Raw genomic sequence first — 14,119 nt, forward strand, 5'->3', positions numbered from 1 at the left:
TATCAAGCAATCTGTGTGAACACGTCACAAAACATAAACGTTCATAATAAGGAGGTGATCCAGCCCCAGGTTCCCCTAGGGCTACCTTGTTACGACTTCACCCCAGTCATGAACCACAAAGTGGTGAGCGTCCTCCCGAAGGTTAAACTACCCACTTCTTTTGCAGCCCACTCCCATGGTGTGACGGGCGGTGTGTACAAGGCCCGGGAACGTATTCACCGTGGCATTCTGATCCACGATTACTAGCGATTCCGACTTCACGGAGTCGAGTTGCAGACTCCGATCCGGACTACGACATGCTTTCTGGGGTCCGCTTGCTCTCGCGAGGTCGCATCCCTCTGTACATGCCATTGTAGCACGTGTGTAGCCCTGCCCGTAAGGGCCATGATGACTTGACGTCGTCCCCACCTTCCTCCGGTTTATCACCGGCAGTCTCCCTAGAGTTCCCACCATCACGTGCTGGCAAATAAGGATAAGGGTTGCGCTCGTTGCGGGACTTAACCCAACATCTCACGACACGAGCTGACGACAGCCATGCAGCACCTGTATCTAAGCTCCCGAAGGCACCAATCCATCTCTGGAAAGTTCTTAGTATGTCAAGGGCAGGTAAGGTTCTTCGCGTTGCATCGAATTAAACCACATGCTCCACCGCTTGTGCGGGCCCCCGTCAATTCATTTGAGTTTTAACCTTGCGGCCGTACTCCCCAGGCGGTCTACTTAATGCGTTAGCTGCGTTACCCACGGGTTAAACCCACAGACAACTAGTAGACATCGTTTACGGCGTGGACTACCAGGGTATCTAATCCTGTTTGCTCCCCACGCTTTCGTACATGAGCGTCAGTTTTTGTCCAGGTGGCCGCCTTCGCCACTGGTATTCCTTCAGATCTCTACGCATTTCACCGCTACACCTGAAATTCTACCACCCTCTACAAAACTCTAGCTTCCCAGTTCCAAATGCCATTCCCAGGTTGAGCCCGGGGATTTCACATCTGGCTTAAAAAGCCGCCTGCGTACGCTTTACGCCCAGTAATTCCGATTAACGCTCGGACCCTCCGTATTACCGCGGCTGCTGGCACGGAGTTAGCCGGTCCTTCTTCTGTCGCTAACGTCAAACAATATACGTATTAAGCATATTGCCTTCCTCACAACTGAAAGTGCTTTACAACCCGAAGGCCTTCTTCACACACGCGGCATGGCTGCATCAGGCTTTCGCCCATTGTGCAATATTCCCCACTGCTGCCTCCCGTAGGAGTCTGGGCCGTGTCTCAGTCCCAGTGTGGCTGATCATCCTCTCAAACCAGCTAGGGATCGTCGCCTTGGTGAGCCATTACCCCACCAACTAGCTAATCCCACTTGGGCTAATCTCTACGCGAAAGGCTCCGAAGAGTCCCCTCCTTTGGTCCGAAGACATTATGCGGTATTAGCAGTCGTTTCCAACTGTTGTCCCCCACGTAAAGGCATATTCCCAAGCATTACTCACCCGTCCGCCGCTCGTCATCTTCTAGCAAGCTAGAAATGTTACCGCTCGACTTGCATGTGTTAAGCCTGCCGCCAGCGTTCAATCTGAGCCATGATCAAACTCTTCAATCAAAGTTTTTTCGCTCAAAGTAAATACTGAAATTATTACTGTTAAAACAGTGTGTCACTCCAGTCCACTTAAGCTAATTTTTTTCGCTTAGTGCTCTGTGAGTGCTCACACAGATTGCTTGATAAATTGTTAAAGAGCGTTGCTTCTTGCGAAGCGAGGTGCGCATTCTACGCCATCCTCGGTGACTGTCAACCGCTTTTTTCAATCTTTTCCGAAGAACTTTTCTAAGGAAAGTTTGAAGCGTTTAACCGTCGCTAATAAAGCCTCAGGCCTTACCAACCCTGACTGCTTGCTGCTGCGCTATTGCGTGCTGCCCGCCGTGTCAGTGGAGTCGCATTATAGGGATCCGCGCTTACGGTGCAAGCCTTTTTTGAAGAAAATTGCAGTTATTTTGAGATATTTTGATTGCCCCCAACAAAGCCACAGAATATCCACAAACTTATCCACAAAACTGCACCTTTTGGGTAAAACAAGGCTATGAATTAAAAGTAATTGTGTCATTTAGCATGTTTCTGCTAGAGAAATTGTACATTTTCTAGCTTATCCGATAAAAGCTGGCTAACATGATGTCGCAATTTTGTTAAATTAAGTTGCTTTCCATTATTTCGAATACATTGAGCATTGAATTTATTATGAAAAATCCTAGTCTATCCATCGTGTTTCTAATTGCAGTCGCAATTGCAGCCTATTTCGTCGCTGGCGCGGTAGCACCTCTCCAACCTTTATATTTGTCAGTCGCAGTGATTGTTGGAGGAGCCATTGTATTATTAAGCTCCGCTGGCCCATCAAACAGTGAACCACAAACTGATTCAACTGAAGACAACTTAGGCGAAGCCATTGATACCCAAACGCTATACGTCGGCAATCTGCCTTATCGTGCTAACGAATCAGCTATCCGCAAGTTATTTTCCGAGTATGGTCAAGTAGTCTCAGTTCGATTATTGAAAGATAAACAAACTGGCAAACGTCGTGGCTTTGGTTTTGTGGAAATGGCTAGCGAAGATGCAGGCAAAGCGGTTGCAGCCTTAAACGAATACGAGTTTCAACAACGTACCTTAAAAGTTCGCGAAGCCAACGAACGTAAAGAAGCTTAGTCTATTAACTGTAAAGAATTGATCCCATAAGCAGTTAATTGGTCAACTAGGCCTGTATTAGCGGAAGTTAAAGTGCAGTAAGCACTAACTTCCGCTTTTTTATGGTCGAATACAATGCGATTGCAATCACCAGCTAAGTGTTGCACTCGTTTGGCGATGGCTGGACCAGAATCAATTAATTGAACCTTTTCACCTAATACTTGGCTTAGCTCGTCTCTTAGTAGAGGGAAGTGAGTGCAACCGAGTACCACTGTATCTAAATCTTCCATGGCTAACCATGAAGCAACAATGTCATGCACTGCTCTGCTGTCGATGAACTCTCCCGCTAACTTACGCTCTGCCAATACCACCATTTCAGTACTGCCTATCAGTTCAACTATACAATTCGCTGCAAAGTCCTGAATTAGCTGTGCCGTATATTGACGCTCTACCGTTCCCGGCGTTGCCAATATGCCAAAGTGTCCCGTTTGACTCATACTTGCCGCTAATTTTATCGCTGGCACCACCCCAACGATTGGAATGGCATGCTGCGAACGCAATTTGGGTAGCGCTAAGGTACTGGCCGAATTACAGGCGATCACCACCATATCTATCTGTAGTTTCGCCACTGCGACCGCAACTAGCTCACAAACCCGTTCAATTAACTCCGGCTCGCTCAGTTCACCGTAAGGAAAATAACGGTTATCAAACAAATAACTATATTGCAGATGTGGATTAAGTAATTGAACAGACTCAAGGACCGAGAGACCGCCGACTCCGGAATCGAAAACAAGCACATGCATCGCGTAAATAAACCCAATTCGTAAATCACCAGCGCTAGTGTAATCACGCTAACGCTGGCTGGCAATGCGAAGTGTTTAGCAAAGCACTAGTCGTTTACTTTAGAACTGATAGCTTGCTGCTAACTCAAAGCTGCGACCTTGGGCTTGATAATTGCGCACTGTGGCATATTGCTTATTAAATACGTTGGCTAACTTGGCATCGAGCTTAAAGCCATTCGCAAAGCGATAATTCGCACCAATATCCCAAGTACTATAACTATCCAACACAACCGTATTTGCGTCGTCATTATAAGACTCGCCTCGCCATAGATAATCCACCACCACTTGCAAAGCATGCCACTGCGCATCTAGCTTGTACTTGACTTGCTCCTGTGGACGACGCACCAAGTATTTATCGCTTTGACGATCTTTCGCGTCAAGATGCTCGAGAATAACCCGATGATTCAGCCAGGCGGTCGAAAAATCGCCCTGTACTTCAATGCCTTGGATCCGAGCATCAGAGACATTTCCTGGTTTCCATAAACCACCTTCCCCCGGCGCCCAAGCAATCAAATCGTCAACATCATTACGGAAGATATTAAACTGCCACTGACTTTGAATTAAATCTAAAGCAAAACCAAATTCCGAATTACTGGAAGTTTCGGCTTTAAGATTGGGGGTTTCACTGCCCGGGTAGTATAGATCGTTAAAGGTTGGCGCTCTAAAGGCAGTGCCATGCAAGGCATTAAAACGTAGATTGTCCTGTAACTGCCAAGCCCAAGCCAGGTTATAGGTGGTGTGTTCACCATAGTGCTGATTGTTATCCTGGCGTAAACTGGCTTCCAGTAAATGGCGGATGTAATCGGCACGAACCCCGAGGTAGGCGGCTTTATTATTACGAGTACTTTTTAAATATGTAGTTTTGGAACCTGAGATATCATCTTTTTGATAATCTAAACCACCTTGTAACAACCAGTTGTTGTTCAATTGACGCGCTAACAACCAATTCGCACTATGCCGCTCCGTCACATAACGATAAACCACCGCATATTGATCGGCGGGGCCGTCATTGGAACGGTTTTCGGTATAATTCAGTGCTAGATGGCTAAACCAAGCGTCATCACTGTAATCAAGATTCACAGCATATACTTTCTGCCTTTGTTTGGTTTGCCATTTTTCATCGTAGGGATTATAAGATGAATCGTACTGCGTGGAGATATACTCATTTTCGCCATCATTCATCAATATCATGGCCCCGCCCGACCAAGCTTCACTGAACTGATGCTCGATGCTCAGTAAGCCACCGAAGGATTCATATCCATAAACCTCGTCCAGTTCGCTGCTTGGTCTAAAATTATAACCTTCACTACGCTCACCATTGAGGATCGCATTCAACTGAGTCGACTCACCAATCGGGGTATTAACTCGCCCAGCTAAACGTCGACTCTCATGATTGCCAAGCGCAGCTTTTATCCCAAAATACTGACTACCAAACTCCGGCCGCGTGATAATGTTGATGACCCCACCCACAGCATCTGCGCCATATACTGACGCACGAGCCCCTCGTATAATCTCAATGCGCTCAACGAATTCTAATGGCAGTAATGACATTTGAGCGCCACCACTAGTGGCAGTATTAATACGTACGCCATCGATGAGGTACAAAGATTGTGCAGAGCTTGAGCCGCGAATAAACACACTCTCGTTTTGTCCTTTACCGCCATTACGGTTGACACTAATACCAACCTGTTGGTTGAGAATACCAACAATATCTTGCGCACCACTACTTTCTATTTCACCGCGACTGATCACCGTGAGTGGCGCGATTACGCTAGTAGCACTTTGCTGTATACGGTTGGCGGTCACCACCATGGTCGTTTGTTCTGGAGGGGTTTCTTGGGCATAGCCGAAAGCTGGCGCTACTGCGGCCAGTAATATGAACTTCTTCATCGATATAATCCTAATTCTCGCGTCGTAGTTTGCTGCTAAATAGCATGTGCGATGTGGCAGGTATTCGGACTTAGAGGCGGGGGGACTTTATTTACTACGGCTACGACTTCCCGTTTGCGGGGCAAACAGTGTCTGGAGATCCTTGGAAAAGGCCAATCCTTGAGCTTTCGTTCCTCTTTACCGCTGCGCGTCAGTTCTGGACTTTAACCAGATTCCCTATTAAGCCTGAACTTCGCTAGCTCAGGCACCACAGCGGGCGAGAGTATAAGCCAGCACTTGGCGAATGAACAGCCTATTTCATTTACTTTATGCAAACATGAAATTAACTAATAGTGCCGGATGTCGCTTCATCCGCCGCGCGTTTTTGATTATATTCAGCAAGCACATCGGCCATACGCTCAGCGAAACCTTTAAACCGTTCAACATCGGCTTGTTTCGCTTCTCCTTCCGAAGGGCTAGAAACAGGTAAAACCCCATTAAGTAGGGTTTCGGTCGCGGATTCTGGTTGAGTAAACAAAGCGCTCATTTTGGCTTGAATGTCCTGCCAAGCACCTAAAAACTCACTTAAGTCGGGGACTAGCTCTGAACCAGCAGTGCTATTCTCGGCGCTTTTCTCCGCTGTTTGTTGGTAGGCCTGAGTCACCGCCACCGTTTGTTGTTGCTGGTAGTTCACCGCAAAACCAACTAACTGTTGCTCATCAAACCCAATGTTTAAGGCCTGATCAAACGCCTGATCCAGATTCCCCGAGAAAAACTGCTGCCCCACTTTATCCACTTGTTTCACTAAATCGGCGATTGCAGCCAACTCATCATCATTCAGGTCGCCTTCAACGGAAAAACTAAACTGCTGCTGTGAAGAAAACGATGCCTGAAAAGATGACTGTTCTTCTCGGTAACTGGCTGCCAACTGACTCCCATAACTAATGGTAACTTTGTCACCCTCTGCCGTTTCCAACTCCATGCTTGCCGATTGACGATTTCCCATGGCGAGTTGACTAAATATTGGAGAATTTTGTATCTCGTAGTCACCCGCTTCGATTTTTTCTAAACCGTCTTGGATCAAGTCATAACTCTTATCAATGCCTTTTTCTAACTCTTCATTAAGGATCCCTGAGTCACTAAGGTCTTCACGGGCTCCGGCAAACCCCATATCCACACCCTTACGCGCTTGAGCCATCATTTCTTGTAACTGGTCTTCTGGCATCCCAGCCTGCTTGGCACCATATAAGGTCGTTGCAACAAAATTAAGCACATTCTTCGCCACTTCTTCGGCATCAAATATACTGGGTTGTTGTGGTTTGGCTAAACTAACCCCACCACCAGCAATCGATAAGGTATGCTTTTCAATCGAACTCAACAATACATGGCTGGCCACCAGGTCCTGCTGATTAAAACTAGCCTTATCATTAGCTAATTGATTGCCCTTTGCGATAGTCGGCGTGGACTGCTGCAATAAGCGCTCAGCATATTGCTGGATTGGCGAATTGCCTATGCCTTTAAGTTCGTTCATAACGCCCCCTGGATTTACCCTAGTCACAACTTATCGGCGACTGTATTTAAAACTTTAGAAATAATCTCACTATTATTGTAGATAAACTGGACAAGCAAGCAATGCGCCTTTAAATTGCGCTCCTTGCTAAATTTGAGGAGCGGTCATGAGCGCAATTGCATACTATCCAGAAAAATACCAACAACTGTTGGCCGAAAAGGTCGCTAAACGCCGCGAACAATTTGCTGAATTTAATCCTCCTGAACCTAGCATTTTCAGCTCAGCCAGCAAACATTATCGGATGCGTGCCGAATTTAGAATGTGGCACGAAGGTGATGACCTCTACTACATCATGTTTGATCCAGCAACCAAGCAAAAATTCAGAGTCGACAGCTTTCCGCCAGCAAGCGCGTTAATTAACCGCCTAATGCCGCTATTAATCGAACAGCTCAAATCTGAGCAAGTTTTGCGTCATAAACTATTCCAAGTCGACTTTCTTTCCACCCTTAGTGGCGAGATAATCGTGAGCTTGCTTTACCATAAACCGATTGATGAAGCATGGCGGACCGCCGCCGAGCAGCTAAAAGCAGAACTATCGAAGCTATTTTCACTACAACTGATCGGTCGCTCACGTAAGCAAAAAATATGTTTGGAACAAGATAGGGTTAACGAAGTACTTGAAGTTGCCGGTGAGCAGCTCATTTACCAGCAAATTGAAAATAGCTTTACCCAGCCAAATGCCGTCGTCAACCAACATATGTTGGAATGGGCGCAACAGGCAACTGCCAACAGCCAGGGCGATCTGCTCGAACTCTACTGTGGTAACGGCAATTTTTCACTGGCACTTGCGAAAAACTTCCAACGCGTTTTAGCCACCGAGATAGCCAAGCCCTCAGTTGAAGCCGCACAATACAATATCAAAGCCAATCACATTAATAATGTGAAAATTCTTCGTCTATCCGCCGAAGAATTCACTCAGGCCATGTTAGGTGAACGTGAGTTTCGCCGCCTAAAAGAAGCCCAAGTAGACTTAAGTGATTATCAGTGCGACACCATATTAGTTGATCCACCTCGTGCCGGTTTAGATGACGCCACCTTAAGGATGGTGCAGGACTACGACAACATCGTCTACGTATCTTGTAATCCCAATACTCTATATAACAACCTGCAAGTCTTAAGTCGTACCCATCAGATTAGCCATTGGGCTCTATTTGACCAATTTCCTTACACCGATCATATAGAGGTGGGGCTCTATCTGCAGCGTCGTTAGGCATATTAATGAAAGCGCTTCTTAAGCAGCCCGGTCTATCAGATATAGAGCTGATAGGGGGGCTTATGTTTCATTCAATTATTACTGGAATTATTTTTGTAATTAGCTTGAATTGCTATGCTGGCGAGCCAGTAAGTAAAAGTTTTTGGAGTGATAAGGCTATCGGTGGTGTCGATGTGCTGAGCCAACACCGCGCCCACCAGCTTGGCGCGCGCCGTATTTTACAGGGTAAACAAGATTATTTAGTCCGTTGGAATAATGCCGATTGGTATTTTGCAAGTCAGCAAAGTGCCAATAAATTTGCCGAAGATCCAGAACGATATCGTCCTCGCTACAATGGCTTTTGCGCTAACGCCCTATCAACGGGCGAAGGTTTAGTCGCCACTAATGGGCAAGTCTGGGAATTTTTTGACGACGAACTGCACTTATTTTATGCAGAGAAAGGCCGCCAACGTTGGCTAAAGGGACACTGGCAGACCTATCAAGCCACCGCAGACAAAGCTTGGCAGCAACAATTGAACCATTAGTTGGTGTAGATTAGCGCTTAAAACCGCCCAATCTAAACATCAACCAAAGACCGATCGCAAGACATAAAATCAATACTAACAAGTTACTCCCGATTTCCGGGAATTGAGTTCGTAACATTGCAGAGTAAGCCAACGCCCCCAATAAAAATGCAGCCACACTCGTTAGAGGAGAGTCTTCACTCAGATCTTGATGTAGATAAATCTGGTACAGTTGCGTCACCGCCAATATAAACGCAATAATAGGAAATATCGAAAATGCTTGCTCGGCAACAGTAAACAGAGCAAGACTAGCATTACCACTCACACCAGCAATAAACGACAACAATAATAAAGTTTTACTGACTTGCATATGCACCTCTTAACTCAGTGTTTGAGAACGATTATACAAAGCGGCACCTTTTGCCACAATCCGAAGTTGTTTGATGGTTTTCTCGGCCAATTGTTGGCGATCAAACTCAGCTAAATCTAAAGCTGAAGCCCCAGCATTAAACACAATAATCACCATCGCTTCGGCTTGCATCTGCGCGTCTTCTCTTGGACAGCGATATTGATGTTCTAAATAGTCAGTCAGCTCTGCAATAAAATGCGCTATTTCTCGCGCTACGGCAGCCCGAAATGCTGGCGACGTTCCCGAACGCTCACGTAACAACAAGCGGAATACATTGGGGTTATTGTAGACAAATTCCATGAAAGTCGCGACCGAGGTTCCAATAACACTACCTCCGGTGGCAATAATGCGTTGCCGGGCTTGGCGCATTAACTGGCGTAAGGTTAAGCCCCCCTCATCAACCAGGGTTAAACCCAACTCTTCCATATCAGAGAAATGACGATAGAAAGAAGTCGGTGCAATCCCCGCTTCTCGAGCGACTTCGCGCAGACTTAAACTGGAAAAACTGCGCTGCGCACTTAATTGGCTAAACGCGGCTTCGATAATCGCTCTGCGTGTTTTTTCTTTTTGCTGTGCCCTAACGCCACTCATAGCTTCCCCTCTACTTATATGCTGCATCATACCTAGCACTGAAAAAAACCCAAGTTGAAACTGATTAAAAACATCACATTTCGTCTCCACAGACAAGCGTAACTTGTTTACCTGACATGAAAACCCTTTCAAAAAATTCTTTATTTATCAATAACAAAAAAGATGCGAGCCAGCTCAATTTTCTATTATCTTGAAAACGTTACCGAGTATCTAGTCATGCAAAGCTGTGATTAACTTGCCCTATCCCCTTATGGTATTTATCAAGGAAGTAAAATGAGTTGGTTAAAAAGCATTTTATCGATCTCTATCATCGTCGGCTTAAGTGCTTGTGGTGGTGGCAGTGATGCTGGAAATGGAAATAGCACCACACCAACCAATGACGCCATCAACATCACCAGCTCGGCCGAGAGTGCTCAACAACGCCTGCCCTGTGAAAACGCCACTGGTGAATTTTGTGATTTGCGCATTTATCAAGTCATGACCGAATCCTTTGTTGATGGAGATAGCTCGTTTGATTATGGTGCTGGTTATGGCACCAGCCATCACAACGGCGACTTGCAGGGAATTATTGATTCTCTTGACTACATTAAAGCCTTAGGCATGAATGCCATCTGGCTCACCCCGATCTTTGAGTCTATTGCGACCAACGGCCAAGATGAATGGACAGACAAACTAGATGCTACAGGTTACTTTGCCAGTAACTACTTTAAGATTGATCCTAATTTCGGGACCAAAGCGCTGGCTGAAGAGTTAGTCACGAAAGCTCATGAAAAAGGCTTATACGTATTCTTTGATGGGGTTTTTGGCCACCATAAAGGCAACCTTGTCACTTCTCCAAAAGGGCTCAGCCCTGCTGGTGGCTCAAACCCTGTGGATTATACCAACAGCGATACCCTCGCTTTTTACCAGGAAGTGGCGGAGTACTGGACCAGCGAATTATGTTTAGACGGATGGCGTTTAGACCAAGCCTATCAAGTCCCGCTCAGTGCCTGGCAACAAATTCATCAAACCGTCAAAGATGCCAGTGCCAACAATGCCAAGGCCAGCAAGTGCCAGATCAACGGAAATCAATGGGGCACCCTAGGCTATATGGTTGCCGAGGTATGGAATGGGAATAGTGAAATCGTAGCTAGCGCTTATGGCAGTAATTCGTCTCCAGCCCTGCCCTCGGCCTTCGATTTTAACCGTCGTTATGCGCTCGTACAGACCTTAGCGGTAGAAGAAAGTGGCTCAGGGGATCACGATGCCAGCACCTTAACCGCCAGCTGGAACGATCATCATTCTTATCCTGATCACGCCCAAGCTAATTTAATGCTCGGCAACCATGATTTAGTTCGCTTCGGCGATCTGATTCAGCGTGGTGGCTTAAGCCATTATTGGGAGAGACATAAAGCGGCTTTCTCTTATATGGCCGCCTATAGCGGACCGATTACCTTGTACTACGGTGATGAGATTGGTGATGAAGTTGCCAACTTTGCCGCGAAAGTAGACAACAGCGTATGCGCAGCACAAGGTTTATGTGACGACCATGTTGCTCGCTCCAGCGCTCATATAAAAGGGGTCACCGATGGTTTCACCCCAAGTCGTGAACAGCAAGCGCTGATGGACTATGTTAGTCAATTGATGGAAGTTCGGCAAAATAATCCAGCACTATATCAAGGTAGCGTACAGAACCTCTACGCCGACAAAGATCTATTAGCCGTATTAAAAACGACTAAAGAACAGCAAATTGTGTATTTATTAAACGTTTCATCAGATAAAAAAAAGGTCCGTCTGGCCGCTGATTTACTGGATGATACCCGTACCCTTATCGACTTAATCACAGGCGCAGAGATCGTCATTGATATAGACCATTTCGAAATAGCAGTAAGTGGATTGAGTGGGCGCTTGCTGCTAGTTAAATAGCACTTTACCTTCTCACGTTTGTACACCCTTATATACCCTGTTTGGCCTCCTGTTTAGGAGGCCTTTTTTATGTGAGATTTCAATTCTCAAATCTAAGCGAAACAGCTCGAGCAAAGCCACAACGCTAAATTCACTTAAGCCAAATACTGACAAAGACTCACTAAATCGGCTTGCAGCGCTCCTGCGGTCACGGCTCTGCCTGCTCCGGGACCTTGAATGACGAGAGGATTTTGCTGGTACCACTGACTTTCAACCGCAAAAACATTGTCACAGGGTTTGAGATTGGCAAATGGATGCCGTGCATCTATCGCCTGTAAACCGACCTCAGCCTTGCCCTGATGGTCGACTCTGGCGAGATAGCGGATCACCTTGCCTTGACGCTGGGCATCCTGCACCGCCTGCAACATCGGCTCATCTAAATCACTCAGCTGTTCAATAAACTGCTCAAGTTCTAATTCTGCTAAGGCTTCTGGCACCAGAGAAGCTAATTGAATATCCGCTAACTCAAGCTTGAGACCAGCCTCTCGGGCTAAGATCAGTAATTTTCGCTGCACATCCTTACCCGAAAGATCATCTCGAGGATCGGGCTCGGTCAACCCTTGATTGAGCGCATCCACCAGCAACTCAGAAAATGGACTAGAACCATCATATTGTTGAAATAACCAACTTAAAGTACCGGAAAATATTCCAGAAATAGCAAGGATCTGATCCCCCGCTTGCCGCAACTGCTGAATACTCGACTGAATTGGCAGTCCCGCACCAACCGTGGCATTGGCTAACCATTTGCAGCCATGGTCACGAAAACTCTGACTGAGCTGCTCAAAATTCGCTGAAGCACTGGCTCCGGCAAGTTTATTGGCGGTAATCAAATGCAGACCAAGCTTGGCAAACTCATGATAATACGCGCTTAAGGATTCACTGGCGGTAATATCCAACACCACTAGTTCATTAAAAGGATGCCGCTTCAGTTGCGCCAATACTTCCGGCCATAACAAGGGCTTAGCTAAACTATCATCGAAGGCTTGCGCAAGGCTCAAGCCAGCAAAATCGAGTAGTCCTGATTGGCTAGTAAACACTCCAGCGAGACAAAGCTCGAGTTTATATTGTTGCTCCAACAAACTTTGTTGCTCGTTAAACAAGCTCAGCCACTGAGCCCCAATGTTGCCTTTGCCAAACACCACCACACCAACCTTACGGCGCTGTTTAAATAAGTTACTATGAAGCTCGATTAATACCGGTTCCAAGGTAATTTTACGTACTACCGCACACAGGCTCATTTTATCGGAGCTGGAATGAATAAACTCTAAAGGTTGCTCGGCTAGTTGCTGAAAGAACAAGTAACATTGTTGAGGATTATCACAAACCCCAGCGCCGACTAAGGCCACTAAACAATAACCTTCGGTACGTTCGACTTGTTGCACCTGATACTGCACCGCCAACTGGTCAATCTTGGTCAATGCCTCCGCAACGAGCTCGCGCGTGTAGGCCATCCGTAGCGAGCCAGTTTCAGTATGTTTATGACGCGTGGTCGGGGCCAGCTGCACACTTGCCAACGCACTTAACAGCGCGCTGGCATTTTGCTGGAAATGTTCAGTAAATGTCAGCTCTAACAACACCACGTCATCCACCGAGGTGACTATTTTTGCGGCGGTTTTTTTGGCTTCTTTCCGATGGATTTGAGTTTGTCCATCATTGGGAGCATAACTACAACGTAAGCTTAAGCGTTGCCGAGAGCGAGCCAGCGGCTCTAGCGTTCGAGCATGAAGTACCGAGGTACCAATCCTTGATAATTCAGCTGCTTCATTTAAAGCTAAATGATCTAACAAATGAGCATCTTTCACTAAGCGCGGATCGGCACTGTAAATTCCCGCAACATCACTCCAAATCGTGGTCGAGACAGCATCGGCTAAAGCCGCCAATTCGGTTGCAGAGTAATCACTGCCATTACGCCCAAGCGTCACCGTGCGTTGTTCGCTATCACTGCAAATAAAACCTGTCACCACAATTCGGCAAGCGGGTTTATCCGCTAAACACGCCGCCAACAAAGGGGTGCTGCGCGCAACATCTACCTGCGGTTGGGCCGCTAATTCGGCTTTGAAAAACTGTCGTGAATCCATCCACTCCGCAGCACAGTCTTGTTCGCTTAAAAGGGCGGCCAATAATCTTGCTGACCAACGCTCACCATAAGAGAGCAGTTCGTTAATGATAAAGGCATTAATATCCGCCTCTAGCAAATGAGCAATTCGTCGATGCTCTGCGACAAGCTCTCGCTCGATCACTTGCGCCCTCGATTCACTCAATAAATCCTTAACTAGCTGCGCCTGAAACTGAATCAAAGCGGCTAAAGCTTCCGCAGCGGCATTATCGGCTTGTTTCGCCAAATCAATGATATTCAACAAACGATTGGTGGTTTTACCCGCAGCCGATACCACAATGAGATCTTGCGCTTGCGAATGCTGCGCAACAATACCCGCCACTCGTTTGAAACAGCTAGCGTCAGCGAGGCTACTGCCACCAAATTTATGGACATGTCTATTAACTACCGACATGAAGTTC

Annotated in this window: 10 protein-coding genes, 1 rRNA gene and 1 riboswitch; of the genes, 4 read left to right on the forward strand and 7 right to left on the reverse strand. The window is 46.5% G+C overall.

Annotation, left to right across the window (positions count from 1 at the left end):
- Nucleotides 1–47: 47 nt before the first annotated feature.
- Nucleotides 48–1,590, reverse strand: a 16S ribosomal RNA gene (locus tag ACRRS0_RS20260).
- Nucleotides 1,591–2,220: 630 nt separating this feature from the next.
- On the opposite strand from ACRRS0_RS20260, the gene ACRRS0_RS20265 reads away from it, so the two are divergent.
- Nucleotides 2,221–2,682 (forward strand): RNA recognition motif domain-containing protein, encoded by a 462-nt coding sequence (locus ACRRS0_RS20265; protein ID WP_432455794.1) that lies wholly within the window; start codon nt 2,221–2,223, stop codon nt 2,680–2,682.
- On the opposite strand, the gene murI is transcribed toward ACRRS0_RS20265, so the two are convergent.
- The 3 genes from murI to ACRRS0_RS20280 all read right to left on the reverse strand — a co-directional run bounded on the left by murI (nt 2,679) and on the right by ACRRS0_RS20280 (nt 6,903).
- Nucleotides 2,679–3,464, reverse strand: coding sequence for a glutamate racemase (gene murI / locus ACRRS0_RS20270; RefSeq protein ID WP_432455793.1), 786 nt, complete (start codon nt 3,462–3,464; stop codon nt 2,679–2,681). The two genes, ACRRS0_RS20265 and murI, sit on opposite strands and share 4 nt — an antisense overlap.
- Nucleotides 3,465–3,563: 99 nt before the next feature.
- The gene (locus ACRRS0_RS20275; protein ID WP_432455792.1) at nt 3,564–5,393 is read right to left on the reverse strand and encodes a TonB-dependent receptor domain-containing protein; all 1,830 of its coding nucleotides are present in this window, start codon (nt 5,391–5,393) and stop codon (nt 3,564–3,566) included.
- Between the two features lie 38 nt (nt 5,394–5,431).
- Nucleotides 5,432–5,660: riboswitch (cobalamin riboswitch) on the reverse strand.
- 55 nt (nt 5,661–5,715) lie between these two features.
- Nucleotides 5,716–6,903, reverse strand: a complete 1,188-nt coding sequence (locus ACRRS0_RS20280; protein ID WP_432455791.1) for a DUF5610 domain-containing protein — start codon at nt 6,901–6,903, stop codon at nt 5,716–5,718.
- Between the two features lie 145 nt (nt 6,904–7,048).
- On the opposite strand from ACRRS0_RS20280, the gene trmA reads away from it, so the two are divergent.
- Both trmA and ACRRS0_RS20290 read left to right on the forward strand, forming a co-directional pair.
- Nucleotides 7,049–8,152, forward strand: coding sequence for a tRNA (uridine(54)-C5)-methyltransferase TrmA (gene trmA, locus ACRRS0_RS20285; protein WP_432455790.1), 1,104 nt, complete (start codon nt 7,049–7,051; stop codon nt 8,150–8,152).
- 65 nt (nt 8,153–8,217) lie between these two features.
- A complete protein-coding gene (locus tag ACRRS0_RS20290; RefSeq protein ID WP_432455789.1) occupies nt 8,218–8,679 on the forward strand; it encodes a YHS domain-containing (seleno)protein in 462 nt (153 codons plus the stop codon).
- Between the two features lie 10 nt (nt 8,680–8,689).
- On the opposite strand, the gene ACRRS0_RS20295 is transcribed toward ACRRS0_RS20290, so the two are convergent.
- Together ACRRS0_RS20295 and fabR are read right to left on the reverse strand one after the other, a co-directional pair.
- Nucleotides 8,690–9,028 carry a DUF1422 family protein gene (locus ACRRS0_RS20295; protein WP_432455788.1) on the reverse strand — a complete coding sequence of 113 codons (339 nt, stop codon included), beginning with the start codon at nt 9,026–9,028 and terminating at the stop codon, nt 8,690–8,692.
- Nucleotides 9,029–9,037: 9 nt separating this feature from the next.
- Entirely contained in the window at nt 9,038–9,658 is a 621-nt protein-coding gene (gene fabR / locus ACRRS0_RS20300; RefSeq protein WP_432455787.1) for an HTH-type transcriptional repressor FabR, read from the reverse strand.
- Between the two features lie 273 nt (nt 9,659–9,931).
- On the opposite strand from fabR, the gene ACRRS0_RS20305 reads away from it, so the two are divergent.
- Entirely contained in the window at nt 9,932–11,563 is a 1,632-nt protein-coding gene (locus ACRRS0_RS20305; RefSeq protein WP_432455786.1) for an alpha-amylase family glycosyl hydrolase, read from the forward strand.
- 134 nt (nt 11,564–11,697) lie between these two features.
- On the opposite strand, the gene metL is transcribed toward ACRRS0_RS20305, so the two are convergent.
- Nucleotides 11,698–14,112: a bifunctional aspartate kinase/homoserine dehydrogenase II gene (metL, locus tag ACRRS0_RS20310; RefSeq protein WP_432455785.1), complete on the reverse strand. Its 2,415-nt coding sequence runs from the start codon at nt 14,110–14,112 to the stop codon at nt 11,698–11,700.
- Nucleotides 14,113–14,119 lie beyond the last annotated feature (7 nt).

Origin of the sequence: Agarivorans sp. QJM3NY_29 (genome assembly GCF_050870835.2) — a bacterium.
In the GTDB taxonomy this organism is placed as follows: domain Bacteria; phylum Pseudomonadota; class Gammaproteobacteria; order Enterobacterales; family Celerinatantimonadaceae; genus Agarivorans.

Bases quoted from the DNA above. Each gene is read 5' to 3' on its own strand.
- ACRRS0_RS20265 (WP_432455794.1), top strand. From the start codon at position 2,221: ATGAAAAATCCTAGTCTATCCATCGTGTTTCTAATTGCAGTCGCAATT.
- murI (WP_432455793.1), bottom strand. From the start codon at position 3,464: ATGCATGTGCTTGTTTTCGATTCCGGAGTCGGCGGTCTCTCGGTCCTT.
- ACRRS0_RS20275 (WP_432455792.1), bottom strand. From the start codon at position 5,393: ATGAAGAAGTTCATATTACTGGCCGCAGTAGCGCCAGCTTTCGGCTAT.
- ACRRS0_RS20280 (WP_432455791.1), bottom strand. From the start codon at position 6,903: ATGAACGAACTTAAAGGCATAGGCAATTCGCCAATCCAGCAATATGCT.
- trmA (WP_432455790.1), top strand. From the start codon at position 7,049: ATGAGCGCAATTGCATACTATCCAGAAAAATACCAACAACTGTTGGCC.
- ACRRS0_RS20290 (WP_432455789.1), top strand. From the start codon at position 8,218: ATGTTTCATTCAATTATTACTGGAATTATTTTTGTAATTAGCTTGAAT.
- ACRRS0_RS20295 (WP_432455788.1), bottom strand. From the start codon at position 9,028: ATGCAAGTCAGTAAAACTTTATTATTGTTGTCGTTTATTGCTGGTGTG.
- fabR (WP_432455787.1), bottom strand. From the start codon at position 9,658: ATGAGTGGCGTTAGGGCACAGCAAAAAGAAAAAACACGCAGAGCGATT.
- ACRRS0_RS20305 (WP_432455786.1), top strand. From the start codon at position 9,932: ATGAGTTGGTTAAAAAGCATTTTATCGATCTCTATCATCGTCGGCTTA.
- metL (WP_432455785.1), bottom strand. From the start codon at position 14,112: ATGTCGGTAGTTAATAGACATGTCCATAAATTTGGTGGCAGTAGCCTC.